The following is a 17,173-nucleotide window of genomic DNA, read 5'->3' as shown; positions in this document are numbered from 1 at the left end:
GCTACGCGGACACCCCCGAACGTTCGCTGGACGGGAGCCGAATTGATACCGGTCGTTATCCACAATCGGCAGCCTGTCCACAACTTCGCTCGACGGTCGACATGGCGTCCATACCCCCTCAATAGACTGACGTCAGATCCGCCCCACCCGAGCCTGGAGCCCCGTTGCCGAACTTCGACTTCCTCACCCAGCCCGCTCTCCCGCGCCCGGATGTCACGCCCGATGACGCGGCGGCGATCGCCGCGGCGCACTTCGGTCTCGTCGGCCGCATCACCGAGCTCGGCAGCAACCAGGATCGCAACTTCCGTATCGACACCGGTGACGACCGGTACGTGCTCAAGCTCGCCAACCCCGTGTTCTCCGCCGACGAACTGCGCGCACAGAACGCGGCCCTCCGGGCCCTCGCCGGGTCGGGCATCCGCATCCCGGAGGTGCTCGACACCACCGGCGGGGATGAGCTGGTCGAGGTCGATGTCCGCGGCACGACCCTGCTCGCCCGCGTGCTGCGCTACCTCGACGGAGACCCGCTCACCGACGTCGGCCGTCCGACGCGCGAACAGCTACGCACGCTCGGCACCCTCGCCGGCCGCGTCGCCGCCGGGCTCTCGGCACTCCGACACCCAGGGCTCGACCGGACGACACAGTGGGATGCGCGCGTCAGCGGCGAGGTCGTCGACCTGCTGATCGAGCACGTCGCCCAGCCGGCCAAGCGCGCCGTCCTGCGGGAGGCGACCGATGCCGCCCTCGCCCGGCTGCAGCCCGTGCGCGACCGGCTGCGCGTGCAGGCCGTCCACGGTGACGTCACCGACGACAACATCGTGCTCGGCGAGGGCGGACCCGGCGTGATCGACTTCGGCGACGTGTCCGACGGCTGGCTCGTGGCCGAACTGGCCGCGACCGTCACGAGCGCACTGCACCACCTTCCGGACGAGCCGCTCGCCGTACTGGATGTGATCGAGGCGTTCCACGCCGAGTCGCCGCTCGACGACGCCGACCTCGCCGCGTTGTGGCCGCTGGTCGTCCTCCGCGGCGCCGTGCTCGTGGTCAGCGGCGAGCAGCAGGTCGCGCTGGAGGCCGACAACGTCTACGCCGCCGAGAACCGTGCGCACGAGTGGGTCGCGTTCGACGTGGCCCGACGACTGGATGCAGCGGAGCTGGAGACGCTGATCCGCGCCCGGCTCGCCCGGTCCGCGGTCACCGGGGCGCCGACCGGACTCGGCCGCCTGCTCGCACTCACCACCGCTCCGGAGAACCTCGCCGACCTCTCCGTCACCGCCCGCGACCTCGATGCGGGCGCCTGGCTGGCATCGGATGCGGAAGACGCGGTCCTGGCCCGGGTGTGCCGCGAGCACGGGCACGCCGTCACCCGGTACGGCGAGGCGCGACTGACCCGCGCCCGGACCGACCGCGCCCTGCCCTCCGCGACCGTCGCCCTCGCCGTGACACTGGATGCGCCCACCGGCGTCGAGGTGACCGCCCCATTCGCGGGCGAGCTGGCGCTCGTCGGCGGCTCCTGGCTGCTGCGCGGCGACGATGCCGACCTGTGGCTCGATGGCCTCACCCGTCCGCTCACGACCGCGACCGTGGCCGCCGGCGCCCCCATCGGCACGGCCATCCGCCTCACGGCGCAGCTCAGCACGCTGCGGGGGCACCGCCCACCAGCGTTCGTCACGCCGACGCTCCCGTTCTCGGCCTGGGCGGCCGTCTCCCCCGACCCGTCCGCGCTCTTCGGCGCCGACCTCGCAGCGGCGGATCCCGATCCGGAGGAGTCTCTGGCCCGACGGGACGCGACCTTCGCCCAGGTGCAGGAGCACTACTTCACACATCCACCGCTGATCGAACGCGGCTGGCGGCACCACCTCGTCGACACACGGGCCCAGAGCTACATCGACATGGTCAACAACGTCACGCAGATCGGCCACGGGCACCCGCGGCTGGTCGACGCCGTGCGGGACCAGTGGGCGCGGTTGAACACGAACTCGCGGTTCCACTACGACGAGCTCTCCCGCTTCACCGAGCGCCTGGCGGAGATCGCGCCCGAGGGGCTCGACACCGTCTTCCTGGTGAACAGTGGCAGCGAGGCGGTCGATCTCGCGCTCCGGCTTGCTCAGATCCACACCGGCCGCCGCACCATTCTGGCGGTGACCGAGGCCTACCACGGCTGGACGATGGCTTCGGACGCCGTCTCGTCCTCCCTCGGCGACAACCCGCGCGCCCTGGAGACCCGACCCGACTGGGTGAAGCTCGTCGCCGCTCCCAACGCGCTGCGCGGGCGCCACCGCGGTCCCGACTCCGCGGCCGCCTACCTGGCCGACCTCGACGCCGATCTTGCGGAGCTGGATGCGGCCGGCACCGAGGTCGCGGGCTACATCGCCGAGCCGGTGTTCGGCAACGCGGGCGGCCTGATGCTCCCCGACGGCTACCTGGCCGGCGTCTACGAGCGCATCCGCGCGCGCGGCGGCGTCTGCATCGCCGACGAGGTACAGGTCGGCTACGGGCGGCTCGGGCACTACTTCTGGGGCTCCGAGCAGCAGGGAGTCGTGCCGGACGTCATCACGATCGCGAAGGCGATGGGCAACGGGCAGCCGCTCGGAGCCGTCATCACCCGGCGCGAGATCGCGGAGTCGTTCGCGGCCGAGGGCAGCTTCTTCTCCTCCGCAGGCGGCAGCCCCGTCTCGTCGGTGGTCGGCCTGACGGTGCTCGACGTCATGCGCGACGAGGGCCTCCAGCAGAACGCCGCAACGGTCGGCGACCACCTGGCCGCGCGTCTGCGCGAGCTGGGCGAGCGGCACCCGCTGGTCGGCGCCGTCCACGGCATGGGCCTCTACCTCGGCATGGAGCTTGTCCTCGACCGCGAGACGCTGAAACCCGCGACGGTTGAGGCGATGCTGGTGTGCGACCGCATGCTGGCGGAGGGCTGCATCGTCCAGCCGACCGGCGACTACAAGAACGTGCTCAAGATCAAGCCGCCGCTGTGCATCACGCGCGAGAGCGCCGATCGCTTCGCGGACGCGCTCGACCTCGTGCTGGCGACCCTGTAGGCCGGAGGACGCGGCGCGCCTCCGCTCCGATCGCGGCGGCGACGGCGTCGAGAGCTGCCGACCGCAGCGACCACTGGTGCCAGTACAACGGCACCTCGGCGGTTCGCTCCTCGTCGAGCACGACCAGCGCGCCGGAGGCGACGAGCGCATCCGCCTGCAGATCGGGCAGCATCCCCCAGCCGAGCCCGTGCACCGCGGCTTCGACGAACTGGGTGGACGCCGGGATGTAGTGGCGCGGCGGTCGCGCAACGGGCGCGAACGCGTCGAGATAGCGGTCCTGCAAGGCGTCCTTGCGGTCGAACACCAGCATCGGAGCGACTGCGGCAGCCTCCGGACTCCAGCCGTCCGCGCACCAGCGGGCGACGAACGCCGGGCTCGCCGCGGCGCGGTAGACCATCGAGCCGAGCGGCCGGGACGTGCACCCCTGCACAGGCTCCGGATCGGACCCGATCGCCGCCAGCGCCGTCCCGTCACGCAGACGGTCGAGGGTGTGCTCCTGGTCGTCGATCGCCAGCTGGTACGCGACGCCGTCGAGCCGAGCGAGTGCGGGCAGCACCCAGGTGGCGAGGGAGTCGGCGTTGACGACGAGCGGGAGCGGCGTGCTGGTCGGGTCGTCCGCTCCGGCCAGTTCTGCCGCGGCCTCCGCCTCCAGCAGGGTCAGCTGGCGGGCCAGGCGAAGCAGGACGCTGCCCGCTTCGGTCGGCGCGACCGGCTTGCTGCGACGCACCAGCACGCGCCCGCTCTGCTCCTCGAGCGCCTTGATGCGCTGGCTGACCGCCGAGGGGGTGATGTGGAGCGCAGCGGCGGCCGCCTCGAAGGTCCCGCCGTCCACCACGGCGGCGAGGGTCCGCAGGTGCTCCACGTTCGCCATATGAAGGGATGCTAATGCATAATCACGAACCTGAGCTGTACTTAGTCGAGGCACCGCCCTAGCGTCGAGGGGTGCTCGCAACGTTCTTCACCGGCCTCGGCTCGGCCGCATCCCTTATCGTCGCGATCGGCGCGCAGAACGCGTTTGTCCTCCGTCAGGGGCTGCGCCGCGAGCACGTCCTCCCGATCGTCGTCATCTGCGTCGTCAGCGACGTCTTGCTGATCGCGGCGGGTGTGGCCGGCATCGGCGTCCTGGTGAAGAACGCTCCGATCGCGCTCGAGATCGTCCGCTGGGCCGGCTTCGCCTTCCTGCTCGGCTACGCCGTTTTCGCCGCGCGCAGGGCCCTCAAGCCGGAATCGCTGACCGCCTCCGGCGCCGTGGCCGGATCCCTCGCCGCAGCCGTCGGCGCCTGCCTCGCGATCACCTGGCTCAACCCGCACGTCTATCTCGACACCGTGCTGCTGCTGGGCTCGCTCTCGGCCTCGCACGGCGACCCCGGCCGCTGGGTGTTCGGCGCGGGCGCTGCCACCGCGAGCCTGCTCTGGTTCGGTCTGCTCGGCTTCGGCGCGCGGTTCGCCGCTCCCGTGTTCGCGAAGCCGTTCGCCTGGCGCATCCTCGACGGCGGGATCGCGGTGCTCATGATCGTGCTTGCGATCCTGCTGGTGGTCTAGACCGGCAGGCCGCACAGCTCAGAGGAGCCCGTCCAGGTGCGCCGCCAGCACGCCGACGGCCCGCGCGCGCTCCTCCGGTCCGCCCTCCCAGAGCAGGTGGAGCGCGACACCGTCGACCAGGGCGTGCAGCCGGTCGGCCTCCGCCGACGCGTCCAGTCCGGCCCGCACCTCCCCGGTCCGGTCCAGTTCCGCAATCAGACCGGCGCACAACTCGCGGATGGCGGAGTTGAACTCGAGCAGGATCGGTCGGAGCTGCCCGCTGCTGAGCGCCAGCGCTCCAAGCTGGAGGTGTGCGGTCAGTTCGACCCGCCGCTCTTCGTCGAGGGGCAGCAGTTCCTTCAGGACGGCGAGCACGGCCGTCCTGCCCTCGCCGCGAACCTGTTCGATGCGCCGTGTGGCGTTGTCCCGGATGTGCTCGAGGCAGAACCGGCGCAGCGCATCCTGCTCCGGGAAGGCGCGGCGGAGGGATGCGGTGGCGATGCCCGCTTCGGCCGCCACATTGCGCACCGACAGTCCCGCCAGGCCGTCGCGCGCAAGCACGCGCAGAGCCGCCTCGGCGATCTCTCGGTCGCGCTCCTCGTGGTCGATCAGCCGCGGCATCGTCAGCCCCCGGACACGGCCGGCCGCGCGGTCTTCTTAGGCCAGATCGTGTAGCTGACCGCCCAGAGCACATCGATGCCGAGGATCACTCCGAGGAGCGGGAAGAACCCGAGCAGCTCCGCGGTGCGCTCGGGAGCGCCGACCACGAGGATCAGCGCGCCGAGGATCCCCCCAGCGACGGCGCACGCGAGCAGCGTGCGCGCAGCATCCTTCCAGCAGGCGACCGTGTACGCCCACCCCGTCGGCTTCGGACGCGGCTCGGCACCACGGAAGCGCTGCGCGAACTTCGCGTCGGCCCAGGCGATCATCCGATGCCCGTAGGCGACCGAGATGCCGATGTAGAGGGCGGCGAGGCCGTGGTGCCAGGATGCCGTGGCTCCTCCGATCAGGTCGGCGGCGACCAGCACCAGCAGCACGACGTCGATGAGCGGCGCCGCAATGAGCAGGGCTGCGCCCACGCGGGGTTTCCCGGCCGGATAGCGGGCGATCAGGCCGGCGACGATGGCCACCCAGAACCCGATCTCGCATGCCACGATCGCCAGCAGAACCATGTTGTCCCCCGACTTCTCGTTGTTAGCACGACTGTACCAGCAAAGCGGGGAGGGGAGCGAACGCGGACAAACAAAAAGGCCGCCCGACTGGGCGGCCTTTCCGGTTCTGGTGGAGCTAAGGAGATTCGAACTCCTGACCTCTTCGATGCGAACGAAGCGCGCTACCAACTGCGCCATAGCCCCGGGGAACTGCTTAGAAACAATAGCACCCCTCGCGGGTCCCGTCGAAATCGAGCACGGCTCAACTGGCCGCTCGGCGACGACGCAGGACCGCGTCCAGGTCCATGCTGCCGGTGTCCGCCTCGTCGAGGATCCCCATGCTCGCGTAGCGGCTCGGGACAGTCGTCGCAGCGGGCACGGAGGACACCGCAGAGGCCGACGCTGAGGCCACCGAGGACGCGACAGCGGACGGGCCCGTCGACTCCGCGACCGGCCTCGCGACGGCCCGCAGCGGCACCGGCGCAGCCACCGGAGCGGGCGGTGCGACCTCGGCCGCCTTCCGCTCGAACTCGGCACGGGCAGCCGCGCGACGCAGCTCCGCGGCGGCATCCACCGATGCCATCGCGGCGGCGGCGACGGTTCCGGGCGACAGGTGCAGCGGCTTCGGGAGCGGACGCGGCGTCCAGCTCTGGCGCAGGCGTTCCTGCACCGGGACATCGTCATGCTGTGCGTCGTCGTAGAGCTCCGGCGCGACGACGGAGGTGCGCACCAGGGGCTGGGCGACCGCGGAGGCGCGCTCGGGCCGCGCGAGGCGGCCGAGCATCCATCCGGAGAGCGCGACCGCGCCGAGCGAGGCGGCGGCGAGCAGCCACGCTCCGGTCTCGAAGAGCAGAACCGTGCCCGAGACGAGCCCGATCAGGCCGGCGACGAGCACGAGGGTCGAGAGTCCGCGCGCCCGGCGGAGACGACGGCGGCGCTGCGGCGACAGCACGGGACGGGCGGTGGATGTGGCGAGCACCCGGGCGCGCTGCGCGGCGGCCGCGCGGGCGGCACGCTCCAGGGCGATCGCCTCCGCGGCGGCCCGCTCCGCCTCCTCTGCCGCGCGGCGGCGCTCCTCCGCGAGCGCCTGCTCGCGGCGCGCGTGGGCGGCGGCCTCCGCGCGAGCGGCGGCGAGGGTCTTCTGCTCGGACTTGCGGAGGATGCGCTGCTGCTCGGCGACGGTCCGTGCGGTGGCCTCGAGGCGCACCTCGTCGGGGAGCTCGCTGGTCTCGGCGAGGATGCGCAGTGTCTGCTGCAGCCGCACGGCGTTCCGCTCCGTTGCAAGGTACTCGCGGCGACGCAACCACACCGGGACCAGATAGGCGAGCCACAAAGCGGCCGCGAGCGCGACGACGACCCCACCGCCCATCACATCCCCGTTCATGTCCTCTACGGTAGGGGCGGCGACGGCCGAGCCTCGGTCACCCGCGGGGGTGTGTCACCCGATCCAGCGCGCTTTCAGCACATTTCCACCGGAAGCACCCGGCTGAGCGGCCCGGGGATGAGAACCGGCTCAGTAATGCCGGGCGATCGGCAGCGGGATGGCCGCCGCCGCGCGGTCCTCCGCGGGCACGAGCGCCGCGTCCTCGGGGACGTTGTGGTCGAGCCAGCGGCGCAGCACGCCCTGGGTCAGCTCCTCGGACACCAGCGCGAAGCAGAAGTGGTCGCGCCAGTCGCCGTTGATGTGGATATAGCGGCGCCGCAGCCCCTCATAGCGGAAGCCGAGCTTCTCGACCACGCGCAGGCTCGGGCCGTTCTCGGGCCGGATGCAGATCTCCATCCGGTGCAACCCCAGCTGATAGAAGCAGTAGTCGGTCGCCAGCGCCACCGCGGTCGGGGTGATGTTGCGGCCGGCGAACTCCTCGGCGATCCAGTAGCCGATCGTCGCGCTCGACAGCGAGCCGTACGCGATCGACGAGACGTTCAGCTGCCCGGCGAGCCGGCCGTCCCACTCGACGATGAACGGCAGGCCGTGCCCGGCCCGCGCATTCGCCAACAGGGATCGGATGCTCGCGCGGGTGTCGAACGACCCGGGCGCGTACGGGCTCGTCGCCTCCCATTGCCGCAGCCAGCTGCGGTTGTCGAGCAGCGACCGTTCCAGCGGCCGCGCGTCGCGCAGACGGATGGGACGCAACCCCACGCGACCCTCGGTGAGGGTGGGGACGACGAGCGCCAACGGAGTCCTCCTTCGGCCGGCCGTCAGCGGGACCGGTCGGACAGCGTCTGGATGGGCCCTGTCGGGTCGACGGGCATCTCCTCGACGAACTCCACGGGCTCGTCTTCGAGCTCCGCGGCGAACTCGCGGAGCCACGGGCGCAGCTCCGGGCCGAGGTCCTCGCGGTCGACGGCGAGGCGCACGATCGCCTTGATGTAGTCGAGACGGTCGCCGGTGTCGTAGCGGCGGCCGCGGAAGACGACGCCGTAGACGCCGCCGGTCCAGTCGGGCGCCTCCGCCATGGACTGCAGCGCGTCGGTCAGCTGGATCTCGCCGCCGCGGCCGGGCTCCGTGCGCTCCAGGACGTCGAAGACCTCCGGGCGCAGCACATAGCGGCCGATGACGGCGTAGTTGGAGGGGGCGTGCTCCTTGTCCGGCTTCTCGACGAGGCCGGTGATGCGGACGACGTCCTCCTCGTCCGTCGTCTCGACCGCGGCGGCGCCGTAGAGGTGGATGGAGTCGGGGTCGACCTCGAGGAGGGCGACGACGCTGGCGTGGCGCTGCGACTGCACGGTCAGCATCCGGCTCAGCAGGTCGTCGCGCGCGTCGATGATGTCGTCGCCGAGCAGCACCGCGAACGGCTCACGACCCACGTGCATCTTGGCCCGCAGGACGGCGTGGCCGAGACCCTTCGGGTCGCCCTGGCGCACGTAATGCATGTCGGCGAGGGCGGTGGAGTAGTTGACCTTCTCGAGCCGGTCGGTGTCGCCCTTCTTGGTGAGGGTCTCCTCCAGCTCGGCGTTGCGGTCGAAGTGGTTCTCGAGGGCGTTCTTGTTGCGGCCGGTGATCATCAGGACGTCGTGCAGGCCCGCATCCACGGCCTCCTCGACGACGTACTGGATGGCGGGCTTGTCAACGACCGGCAGCATCTCCTTGGGCATCGCTTTCGTCGCCGGGAGGAAGCGGGTTCCGAGGCCGGCTGCGGGGATCACTGCTTTCGTAACGCGGTCGTGATTTGCCATGCCGCCTACAGTATCCGCATTTCGGCGGAGCACAGGATGGCATCTCCTAGGATTGCCGTATGGACTCGGACACTGCCGCTCACCGCAAGCGGGCCCTGCGTGCGGAGCTCCGCGAGCGTCGGCAGAACCTCACGACGACCGAGCGCCAGACCGCGACGGCGGGGCTGACCCGCAACCTGGTCGACCTCGCCACCGACCTGTCCGCCCGCTCCGTTGCGGCCTACCTCTCCACCCCGGTGGAGCCGGACACGCGCCCCTTCCTCAACTGGGCGCACACGCAGGGTCTGCGAGTCCTGCTGCCGATCTCGCGCGAGGACGGCCTGCTCGACTGGACGACCGGCGACGGCGAGACCGAGACCGAAGGCCTGTACGGCTTGCCCGAGGCGGTCGGCGAGCTGCTCGGACCGATCGCGATCAACGACGTGGACCTCATCCTGGTGCCGGCGGCCGCCGTCGATGCGACCGGGATGCGGATGGGCTGGGGCCGCGGCTACTTCGACAAGACGCTGGGCAGCATGGAAAAATGTCCCCCGGTGTACGCCGTCCTGTTCGACGGCGAGCTGGTGGACGAGGTGCCGCGCGAGCGTCACGACCAGCCGGTGGACGGCGCGGTCACCCCGACTCGCATCGTCCAGTTCACCTGACCCCGACCCCGACAGCGAGCGCAGCGGAAGAAGAATGCCGACCTACTCCTATTCGTGCCGCGACTGCGGCCACGCCTTCGACATCCAGCAGGCCTTCACCGACGACGCCCTCACGGTGTGCCCCAACTGCGGCGGATCCCTCCGCAAGGTATTCGGGACCGTCGGCGTGACGTTCAACGGCTCCGGGTTCTACCGGACCGACTCGCGCGGCGGGGCGAAGAAGTCGGACTCGTCTTCGGGTTCGTCGTCGTCCGGCTCGTCGTCGTCCGGCTCGTCGGATTCCTCCGGCTCGTCGTCCCCCGGTTCCACCTCGTCCAGCTCCTCCACCTCCTCGACCCCGTCGACCTCGTCGTCGGGCTCCGCCGCGTAGAAGGGTTCGTTCCGGTCATGCTCAAAGGGTTCAAGGAGTTCATCCTCCGCGGAAACGTGATCGACCTCGCGGTCGCGGTCGTCATCGGCGCGGCGTTCACCGCGGTCGTCAACTCCATCGTGAACAACCTGATCAACCCGCTGATCGGCGCGATCGCCAAGACGCAGGGCCTCGAGTCGTCGCTGGTGCTGACGATCGGCGACGCGCAGATCAAGTTCGGCGCGGTGCTCGCGGCGATCATCAACTTCCTGATCGTGGCCGTCGTCGTCTACTTCGTCTTCGTGTACCCGATCAACCAGGTGCGCAAGCGCGCTGAGCGCCTGCGCAAGAAGGGCGTCGTCGAGCCGGAGGCCCCCATCACGGAGCTCGACCTCCTCACCGAGATCCGCGACCTGCTCCAGGCGCAGCAGTCGCCGCCGCAGCCGTCCGGCAAGCACGCCGACCCCCTCCCCTGACCCCTCCCGCACCCGCCATCCGCTGAGGTGCACGTTGTTGCGGTCGACACGCCGCACGGGTGCGCAACTACGTGCACCTCGGCGAGAGGATGCGTCGGGCTACCAGTGCGGGGGGACGTCGCGTCGCAGCCGTTCGTCGTTGGACGACCAACTGGGCGCGTTGTCGGAGTCGGGGGCGGCCGGCGGGAGCAGGGGCTCCTCCTGCTGGTCGACGCGCGGCGCGGGGTCGGTTCCGGGCGCGCCCGGGCGCTGCACACGACGGTGCCGCCGTCTCCCGGGTGTCTCGCTCATCCCCTCCAGCCTAGAACGGACCCGCCCTACGCGAGCGGCGGCAGCGTGATCGGCGCCGTCTCGGCGTCCGCCTCCGTCTTGCCGATGAGCTTGGCGATGCGTCCGGCGACGGCGTCCGGGTCGGCGAACAGCTCGAAGCTGTGCACCCGCAGGTAGTGCCAGCCGAGGCGGCGCAGCACATCCGGCCGCAGGCGCAGCGACTCGCGGAGGCTGCCCTTCGATACGTCCTGGTCGGTCTCGACCGCGACCGCGCGACCACCGTGCGAGGCGACGAGGGTCAGCTTGCCTCGATAGCCGAGGTGCACGTCGAGGCCGCGACGGGCCAGGCGCTTGGCGAGGTCGAGCACCATCGGGTCGGCGTCCGGGCTCAGGTACTCCGGAGCGGCGGCCTGGATCTGGTCCGCCTCCCCCAGCACCTGGGCCAGTGCAGCGATACCGTGCCGCATCCGCGTCTCGTCGATGTCCTCCGGCCGGAAGCAGGAGACGATGTCCATTCCGCGGCGGCCGCGCGTCATGCCGACCGCAAGCAGGCGGTCGCCGCCCGGCTCGGCGAGGGCGCCGAAGTTCGACAGCAGTCGCCCGTGCGGGGTGCGGCCGTAGCCGATGGAGAAGATGACGCGGTCGCGGCTCTGCCCGACCGACTGGTCGAGGGTGACCACGGTGAACGGCTCCGCCCGGTCGCCGAGGATGAAGTCGGCCAGCTCCGAGCGCTTCGCGAACGCCGCCAGCACGGCCTGGTTGACGCGCACGGCGTGACGCTCGCTCGCGGTGATGACCATGAGGGATTCGCGCGGACGCTCGGTCGCATGCGCGAGCACCAGCTCGACGACCTTCGCGACCTCGGCGTCGGTCGACTCGACCGCTCCCGTGTCGGTGTCCGGCATGCCCTGACCGCCACTGACGTAGTGCAGCGACAGGCTGCCGTGGCCGAGGTAGGTGCCGGCCCAGGGCATCGAGTCGATCATCCCGCCGTAGAAGCGGCGGTTGACCAGCTCGGCGAGGTCCTCGCCGCCGGCGCGGTAGCTGCGGCTGAGCGTGTAGACGGGGAGCAGCTCGGCGAGGCGCGCGAGCGCGGAGTCGGCGTGGAGCGCGTCCACGTCGACGTCCTCGACGGTCGTGCCGTACTCGTGCACGCCGATGTCGAAGCGCGACGGCGTCTGCGTCACCGGGTCGCCGAACGCCACGACCTGCTTCGCGCGGCGGATGACGGGGACGTTCTCGGCGAGGCTCGACGCGCCCGCGTCCACCAGCAGCACGGCGTCGAAACCGACCTCGCGGCCGATCGACGGAACCTCGTAGGGCGAGATCAGCCACACCGGCGCGAGCGGGCGCGCGAGGTGCGGCGCCGCCTCGTTGAGCGTTGTCGCCGTCGGCGTCGTGCTCTTCAGGAGGCGCTTCAGCGCTGCGGCCTCGTCCGGCCAGTCGACGATGCCGATCTTCCAGGTCTCGGCGAGCATCCACGCCAGCTGCTTGCCGGTCGCGGAGGCGTGCGCCTCATCCACCAGGCGGAAGTCGGCCTCGAGCCGGTCGAGAACCCCGGTGTTGGCGTTGAGCAGGGCGCGGTCGGAGGCGAGCAGCGACTCGAGCACCGACTGCCACCACGCGAGCTCCAGCTCGGCGCTCACCTGCGTCTCGGGAACGTGCCGGATGGACAGGTCGGAGATCAGCGGGTCGAGCTCCTGCTCGCGCAACTGTGTCAGCAGGGCGGTGCGCTCCTGCAGGTTGGCGAGCACCTCGGACTCGGCGGCGAGGCCGGCGATCTGGCGGGTCAGCTCCTCCACGGGCAGCGCTGCGAGCGACTGCGGCGTCCCGGTGCGGCGGAGCGGGATGTCGAGGCGCGCCAGGTCTTCCGCCACGCGCTGGTAGGCGACCTGCACGTCCGCGATCCCGACCGGGACCTCGGGCACGACGCCGGCGACGGCGAAGCGGTTCCACAGGATGCGCTGCTGCTGGATGCGGCGCAGGCTCTCGTTGAGGTCGGTGACGTGCACGCCGGGCCGGACGTACTCCAGGGCGTGCTTGCGCAGACGGCGGCGGTTGGCGCTCGACATCGACGGCGACTCGCGACGGGATGCGGTGGCCGCGATCAGCTCGGTCAGCGAACGGTCGTAGACGGAGGGCGTGAACTTGTCGAGCGTCTCGCGGATGTCGAGCAGCAGCCGCAGGTAGACGCCGAGCTCGGCGATCGAGGCGAACGGGCGCATCCGCGTCTGGCCGATGAGGGCCTGGGCGCGGTCGATGAGGCGCGGCAGCTCGGCGCGGTTGAGCTTCTTGGCCAGCTCGTGCGCGGCCTTCCCCTCCTCCGTCGTCGTGAAGGAGGCGCCGTACCAGGGAGAGTCGTTGGGGCCGTACCGGAACTCGCCGAGGCGGGCCGCGCGGATCAGCGCGTCCGCCGACGCGGCGCGGTCGCGGGCGAGCCCCTCGATCGCCCGGCGGCCGAGACGGGCCGTCGTGGAGGGCGGGGCGGGAAGAAGGGAGAGGCGCGACAGCTCGCGCAGCGCATCCAGAACCGAGACGCGCAGCACGGGGTCGCGGCGGGTCAGCGCGGCGCGGTAGTCGACCAGCACCTTGCGGAGCCGCACCAGGGCCTCGTCGACGTCGGTGACCTTCGGCTGCGTGGCCTTCTCGTTGCGGGCGATCGACTGGATGAGGTCGCGGCGCAGCGTGCGCGGCGTCACCGCGAGACCCGGCAGGCCGGCCTTCGTCAGCCGCTGGGCGATATCCTCGAGACTCGACCGCCGCGGGCTCACCACGAGCACGCGCTTGTGCTGGGCCACCAGGGCGCCGATCGCGTTGACGATCGTCTGGGTGCCGCCGGTGCCGGGCAGCGTCTTGACGACGAGTGAATTGCCCGCGGCGATCTGCGCCACCACGTTCTCCTGCGCCTCGTCGGCGTCGAGCAGGAGGGTGTCGGTCGCGGGCGGGCGCTCGTCCTGGCGGATGGGCTCTACCGGGTTGAAGGCGCTCTCGACCGTCGTGCGCGCGGTCGGGTTGCCGGCCAGCGCATCCAGCAGCACGGTGTTCAGGTCACGCGCCTCTTCGCTCAGCGCCGGGGCGACGTCGGCGAAGGACGAGGCGACCAGCCGCGGCTGGACGTTGAACCACGGCAGGTGCGAGGTCAGGCCGCGCAGACGGTCGATCACCGGCTGCGGCTTGAACACGCCGTTGCTGACGGCGAGCGCGACGAAGGCGTCCGCATCCAGCGTGATCTGGAACTGCTCGTTGAGCGCGCGCGCGAGCTCGGGGTTGAGGAAGGTGTGGCCCTTCAGCTTCAGCTCGAAGTCGCGGCCGTAGCGGCGGATGGCGAGCGGGCGCAGCAGGATCGGCGCCATGTACTCTTCGGAGCCGTGCCGCCACTGCGCCAGGCCGATCGCCAGGTGCACCGACTCGATGCCGCGCACGGAGCGCAGCTCGATGCCCTTCGCGGTGATCGCGTTCGCGGCCGCGCGTGCGGTGCGGAGCGCCAGCTCGTCGCGGATGAGGCTGGAGAGCAGCGTGCTCTGCCCGGTGATGAACTGCGGGAGGCCGCCGGGATGCGTCGTGCTCAGCTCGATGCGCGTGCGCGGGCTGTCCTCGAAGTGGAGCAGCGGAGAGACCCCGCCGACCGCCGCGATCTCGTCGCGCCAGCGCTTCCACACCGGGTCGGCGATGTTGCCGGCGACCAGGGCCGGGTCGCCCAGACTGAGCGCGTGCGGAGCCGTCGTCGTGCGCGGGTTCAGGGCGTCATCGTCTGGGATGCCCGACGTCGCGTCGTCATCCTCGGTCTTCCTGTCCAGTCGCCACACACCGACACCCTACGTTCACATCCCCGGAAACAGCGGGAACCCGGGCGGGTTTCGCGTCAATATCATGCGCCGGAATACCGGTCTGGGTTTCCAGGCGCGCCGACGCGTCGCGGCGTGCGCGACCCACGGGCGCGATCCTCGTGCGCGATCAGGGCGCCGGGGTGAGCGTGCCGTACGGCGGGAGCGCGCCCGTCACGACCGGAACCTGCAGCCCGACCGAGTCTCCCCCGCTCGCGACCGTCACGGTCGTGAGCGAGCCGGGAGCCGAATCCAGGTCGCTCACCAGGCTCTCGTCGTCCGGCGGGTCGCCCAGCTGCTGGGTGTCGCGCGGGTCGAGGGACACCGTGATGCTCTGCCCGCCGCTCGGCACGATCTCCACCTGCTGGGTGTCGTTCCCCTGGTTCACCAGCGTGACCACCAGGTTCGCCGTCGCGCCGTCGTCGCTGGTGACCAGCACGGCGTTGCCGACGAACACATCCCCAACGGTGGCGCTCGATCCGACGCTGGCCTCCTCGATGTCGAGGGTGTCCTGCGGCGCGAACAGGTCGCACGCGGTCAGGCCACCGGTCAGGGCCGCGGCGAGCGCCACGGCGCCGACGGTGCGGCGGAACAGCGGGATGTGCGAGAGGGTGCGGTACGACATCATCCACCTCCGGGGGACCACGGTGGCAGCACCCTAGCGTTCGCGCGGGCCGTTACGTAAGACGCGTCCTGTCGGTGCCCGCGCCGCTCCCGGTGAGCCCTCGCCTGTCGCGCAACGCCACGATCCCGATCAGCCCGCAGAGCAGGTAGAGCGACGCCTGCACGTCGAGCACCGGGACGATGTCGCCCGAGTCGGCGAGGAGGCCGCCGATGAGCAGCCCGACCGCCTGTGCTGCGCCGTCCAGAGTCGTGACCGCGGCGATCACCCGCCCGAGGGCGCGCGCGGGGACTGTCGTCTGAACGAGCGTGATCTCGCCGGTCGCCGTCGTGACCCCGGGGATGCCCATCGCGATGAACAGCCCGGCGTAGACCCACAGCGCTGTGGTGAACGGAGCGAGGTTCCAGGTGACGAGCGACAGCGTCCCGAAGACCAGATAGCCGACGCCGATCATCCAGCGCGGTGCCATCCGTCGCGCGAGGGCGCCTGTCACGAGTCCGCCGAGCACCCCGCCGATCGCCTGGACGCCGCGGATGATGCCAGCGCCGGTGTCGCCCGCTCCGATGTTCTGCGTCACGTAGACGAGGAACAGCACGAGGAAGAGGCCCTGCGCCACGCCCGCAAGCGCGGCGATGCCCGCGAGCGTGCGCAAGGTGGCGGACCGCGCGAGCAGCGCCAGCCCCTCCACCCACTCGTGCAGGATGCGCCGCTCGGCGACCGCCGCAGGCTCGCCGTCCGCTGCGCTCTCGCCGTCCGTTGCCGGTGCGGCGTCGGCCTTCCGCGGTCGCGGGCGCACGAACAGGACGAGCCCCGCGGTGATGAGGTACGACGCCGCATCCGCGATCACGACTCCCGGCAGTCCCCACAGCGCGAACGAGAGACCGCCGAGCGGGGAACCGATGAGCCGGGCAAGGCTGTCGCTCACGGCGATCAGTGCGTTGCCGCGCGCCAGCTGGTCGGTGCCGACCAGCTGCGGGATCATCGCCTGCCGCGCCGGATTGATGATCGCACCGAGCACCGCCTCGACCGCGGCGACCGCGTACACGATGCCCATCCGGTCGGCGCTCGCCGCGAGGAGCGGCAGAAGCAGCAGCCCCTGCAGCAGGGCGACGATGATGATCGTGCGGCGGTGATCCCACCGGTCGACCAGCACGCCGAGGAAGCTGCCGACCAGCAGCATCGGGACGAGCTCGACCAGGAAGACGGTGGATGCGCCGAGCGCCGACCCGGTCGCCGACAGGGCGAACAGCGGCAGCGCGATCATGAGCAGCCAGTCGCCGGTGTCGGAGACCAGCCCCGCGGTCCAGACGAGGGCGAAGTCGCGGCGGAGCAGCGGCGAGCGCTCGCGGGTCGCAGTGGCGGTCACGATGCGCCGCCCCCGGGATCCGTGTCGTCCTGCTCGGCCGAGGCGCCTGCGGCCCGCGCCGCCGCGATCGCATCCGGGTGCTGGAAGGCGTTCAGGTGCAGCGCGACGACGTCGCTGCCCTCGGGCGCATCCACCCGGGTGAGGGCGATGTAGGGGCGGATGAGCGCGTCCAGCCCCTGCATCAGCTCGCGCAACTCGCCCGGCGTCAGCTTCAGGGCGTACCCCGTCAGCAGGCTCGCCTCGCGCCACTCGATCGGCTGCTCGTCGCGCTGAGCGATGGCGCGGTGGACGAGCGCCGCCTCGTCATCGACCTGGCGGTCGGCGAGGGCGCGCTCGACGGTGTCGGCACCGATCGCGAACTCGGGGTCCTCGGTGCGGCCGAAGGTCAGCCCGGTCGACGACGACCGGTAGGGGCGCTCACGGCCGTCCTCCGCATCCACGGGCTCGACCAGCCCGACCTTGGCGAGCGCCCGCAGGTGATAGCTGCAATTGGATGCGGTGGAGCCGACCACCGCGGCGCACTCGCTGGCGGTCCGGGGCCCGAACGACATCAAGTGGTCGAGCAGCGCGAGACGGAGGGGATGCGCGAGTGCGCGCAGGGCCCGCGGGTCGGTGACCGTCGTGCGCCGTTCGGGACGCGCGCGGTCGGCGTCCGCGCCACCCACCGACCCAGTTATGAAAGACATGTTTCAGATTGTCGCGCTGGTCCTCTTTCACGTCAAGCCGGGAATG

General features: G+C 71.3%; 16 protein-coding genes and 1 tRNA gene. 5 read left to right on the top strand and 12 right to left on the bottom strand.

Annotated elements, in window-relative coordinates; genetic code table 11:
- The first annotated feature begins 164 nt into the window (after positions 1-164).
- Entirely contained in the window at positions 165-3,041 is a 2,877-nt protein-coding gene (locus ACF1AJ_RS00685) for an aminotransferase (RefSeq protein ID WP_391505707.1), read from the top strand.
- Here the strand turns inward: ACF1AJ_RS00685 and ACF1AJ_RS00680 are convergent.
- Complete coding sequence (locus ACF1AJ_RS00680; RefSeq protein WP_391505706.1) at positions 2,980-3,912, bottom strand: LysR family transcriptional regulator ArgP; 933 nt, start codon at positions 3,910-3,912, stop codon at positions 2,980-2,982. The genes ACF1AJ_RS00685 and ACF1AJ_RS00680 overlap by 62 nt on opposite strands.
- Before the next feature lie 71 nt (positions 3,913-3,983).
- Between ACF1AJ_RS00680 and ACF1AJ_RS00675 the strand changes: the two genes are divergently transcribed.
- The gene (locus tag ACF1AJ_RS00675; RefSeq protein ID WP_391505705.1) at positions 3,984-4,583 is read left to right on the top strand and encodes a LysE/ArgO family amino acid transporter; all 600 of its coding nucleotides are present in this window, start codon (positions 3,984-3,986) and stop codon (positions 4,581-4,583) included.
- 18 nt (positions 4,584-4,601) lie between these two features.
- On the opposite strand, the gene ACF1AJ_RS00670 is transcribed toward ACF1AJ_RS00675, so the two are convergent.
- From ACF1AJ_RS00670 to galU, 6 genes are all read right to left on the bottom strand, one after another.
- Positions 4,602-5,183, bottom strand: a complete 582-nt coding sequence (locus tag ACF1AJ_RS00670) for a TetR/AcrR family transcriptional regulator (protein ID WP_391505704.1) — start codon at positions 5,181-5,183, stop codon at positions 4,602-4,604.
- A gap of 2 nt (positions 5,184-5,185) precedes the next feature.
- On the bottom strand, positions 5,186-5,734 hold the full coding sequence (locus ACF1AJ_RS00665; RefSeq protein WP_391505703.1) for a hypothetical protein: 549 nt from the start codon (positions 5,732-5,734) through the stop codon (positions 5,186-5,188).
- 107 nt (positions 5,735-5,841) lie between these two features.
- Positions 5,842-5,917: transfer RNA gene (locus tag ACF1AJ_RS00660), tRNA-Ala, on the bottom strand.
- 58 nt (positions 5,918-5,975) lie between these two features.
- Entirely contained in the window at positions 5,976-7,097 is a 1,122-nt protein-coding gene (locus ACF1AJ_RS00655) for a hypothetical protein (RefSeq protein ID WP_391505702.1), read from the bottom strand.
- 129 nt (positions 7,098-7,226) lie between these two features.
- Positions 7,227-7,889 carry a GNAT family N-acetyltransferase gene (locus ACF1AJ_RS00650; RefSeq protein WP_391505701.1) on the bottom strand — a complete coding sequence of 221 codons (663 nt, stop codon included), beginning with the start codon at positions 7,887-7,889 and terminating at the stop codon, positions 7,227-7,229.
- 23 nt (positions 7,890-7,912) lie between these two features.
- Complete coding sequence (gene galU / locus ACF1AJ_RS00645; RefSeq protein ID WP_309860472.1) at positions 7,913-8,890, bottom strand: UTP--glucose-1-phosphate uridylyltransferase GalU; 978 nt, start codon at positions 8,888-8,890, stop codon at positions 7,913-7,915.
- Positions 8,891-8,949: 59 nt separating this feature from the next.
- On the opposite strand from galU, the gene ACF1AJ_RS00640 reads away from it, so the two are divergent.
- From ACF1AJ_RS00640 to mscL, 3 genes are read left to right on the top strand one after another with little or no spacing between them, the layout of a single operon-like run.
- Positions 8,950-9,534: a 5-formyltetrahydrofolate cyclo-ligase gene (locus ACF1AJ_RS00640; protein ID WP_309860474.1), complete on the top strand. Its 585-nt coding sequence runs from the start codon at positions 8,950-8,952 to the stop codon at positions 9,532-9,534.
- A 34-nt stretch (positions 9,535-9,568) separates the two neighbouring features.
- Positions 9,569-9,904 (top strand): FmdB family zinc ribbon protein, encoded by a 336-nt coding sequence (locus tag ACF1AJ_RS00635; protein WP_391505700.1) that lies wholly within the window; start codon positions 9,569-9,571, stop codon positions 9,902-9,904.
- Between the two features lie 17 nt (positions 9,905-9,921).
- Positions 9,922-10,359 (top strand): large-conductance mechanosensitive channel protein MscL, encoded by a 438-nt coding sequence (gene mscL, locus ACF1AJ_RS00630; RefSeq protein ID WP_309860478.1) that lies wholly within the window; start codon positions 9,922-9,924, stop codon positions 10,357-10,359.
- Between the two features lie 99 nt (positions 10,360-10,458).
- Here mscL and ACF1AJ_RS00625 read toward each other — a convergent pair whose 3' ends face one another.
- The 5 genes from ACF1AJ_RS00625 to ACF1AJ_RS00605 form a co-directional block, all read right to left on the bottom strand.
- Complete coding sequence (locus tag ACF1AJ_RS00625; RefSeq protein WP_391505699.1) at positions 10,459-10,650, bottom strand: hypothetical protein; 192 nt, start codon at positions 10,648-10,650, stop codon at positions 10,459-10,461.
- Between the two features lie 26 nt (positions 10,651-10,676).
- The gene (locus ACF1AJ_RS00620) at positions 10,677-14,435 is read right to left on the bottom strand and encodes an AAA family ATPase (RefSeq protein WP_391505698.1); all 3,759 of its coding nucleotides are present in this window, start codon (positions 14,433-14,435) and stop codon (positions 10,677-10,679) included.
- 148 nt (positions 14,436-14,583) lie between these two features.
- Positions 14,584-15,078 (bottom strand): hypothetical protein, encoded by a 495-nt coding sequence (locus ACF1AJ_RS00615; RefSeq protein ID WP_391505697.1) that lies wholly within the window; start codon positions 15,076-15,078, stop codon positions 14,584-14,586.
- Positions 15,079-15,130: 52 nt separating this feature from the next.
- Positions 15,131-16,441: an MFS transporter gene (locus tag ACF1AJ_RS00610; RefSeq protein WP_391505696.1), complete on the bottom strand. Its 1,311-nt coding sequence runs from the start codon at positions 16,439-16,441 to the stop codon at positions 15,131-15,133.
- Positions 16,438-17,127, bottom strand: coding sequence for an ArsR/SmtB family transcription factor (locus ACF1AJ_RS00605; protein WP_391505695.1), 690 nt, complete (start codon positions 17,125-17,127; stop codon positions 16,438-16,440). The genes ACF1AJ_RS00610 and ACF1AJ_RS00605 overlap by 4 nt, the downstream gene beginning before the upstream one ends.
- Positions 17,128-17,173: the final 46 nt, after the last annotated feature.

This window comes from Leifsonia sp. NPDC014704, assembly GCF_043083605.1.
Classification (GTDB): domain Bacteria; phylum Actinomycetota; class Actinomycetes; order Actinomycetales; family Microbacteriaceae; genus Leifsonia.
This window is presented reverse-complemented; position numbering and strand designations above follow the sequence as displayed.

Bases quoted from the DNA above. Each gene is read 5' to 3' on its own strand.
- ACF1AJ_RS00680 (WP_391505706.1), bottom strand. From the start codon at position 3,912: ATGGCGAACGTGGAGCACCTGCGGACCCTCGCCGCCGTGGTGGACGGC.
- ACF1AJ_RS00670 (WP_391505704.1), bottom strand. From the start codon at position 5,183: ATGCCGCGGCTGATCGACCACGAGGAGCGCGACCGAGAGATCGCCGAG.
- ACF1AJ_RS00665 (WP_391505703.1), bottom strand. From the start codon at position 5,734: ATGGTTCTGCTGGCGATCGTGGCATGCGAGATCGGGTTCTGGGTGGCC.
- ACF1AJ_RS00655 (WP_391505702.1), bottom strand. From the start codon at position 7,097: ATGAACGGGGATGTGATGGGCGGTGGGGTCGTCGTCGCGCTCGCGGCC.
- galU (WP_309860472.1), bottom strand. From the start codon at position 8,890: ATGGCAAATCACGACCGCGTTACGAAAGCAGTGATCCCCGCAGCCGGC.
- ACF1AJ_RS00640 (WP_309860474.1), top strand. From the start codon at position 8,950: ATGGACTCGGACACTGCCGCTCACCGCAAGCGGGCCCTGCGTGCGGAG.
- ACF1AJ_RS00635 (WP_391505700.1), top strand. From the start codon at position 9,569: ATGCCGACCTACTCCTATTCGTGCCGCGACTGCGGCCACGCCTTCGAC.
- mscL (WP_309860478.1), top strand. From the start codon at position 9,922: ATGCTCAAAGGGTTCAAGGAGTTCATCCTCCGCGGAAACGTGATCGAC.
- ACF1AJ_RS00625 (WP_391505699.1), bottom strand. From the start codon at position 10,650: ATGAGCGAGACACCCGGGAGACGGCGGCACCGTCGTGTGCAGCGCCCG.
- ACF1AJ_RS00615 (WP_391505697.1), bottom strand. From the start codon at position 15,078: ATGTCGTACCGCACCCTCTCGCACATCCCGCTGTTCCGCCGCACCGTC.
- ACF1AJ_RS00605 (WP_391505695.1), bottom strand. From the start codon at position 17,127: ATGTCTTTCATAACTGGGTCGGTGGGTGGCGCGGACGCCGACCGCGCG.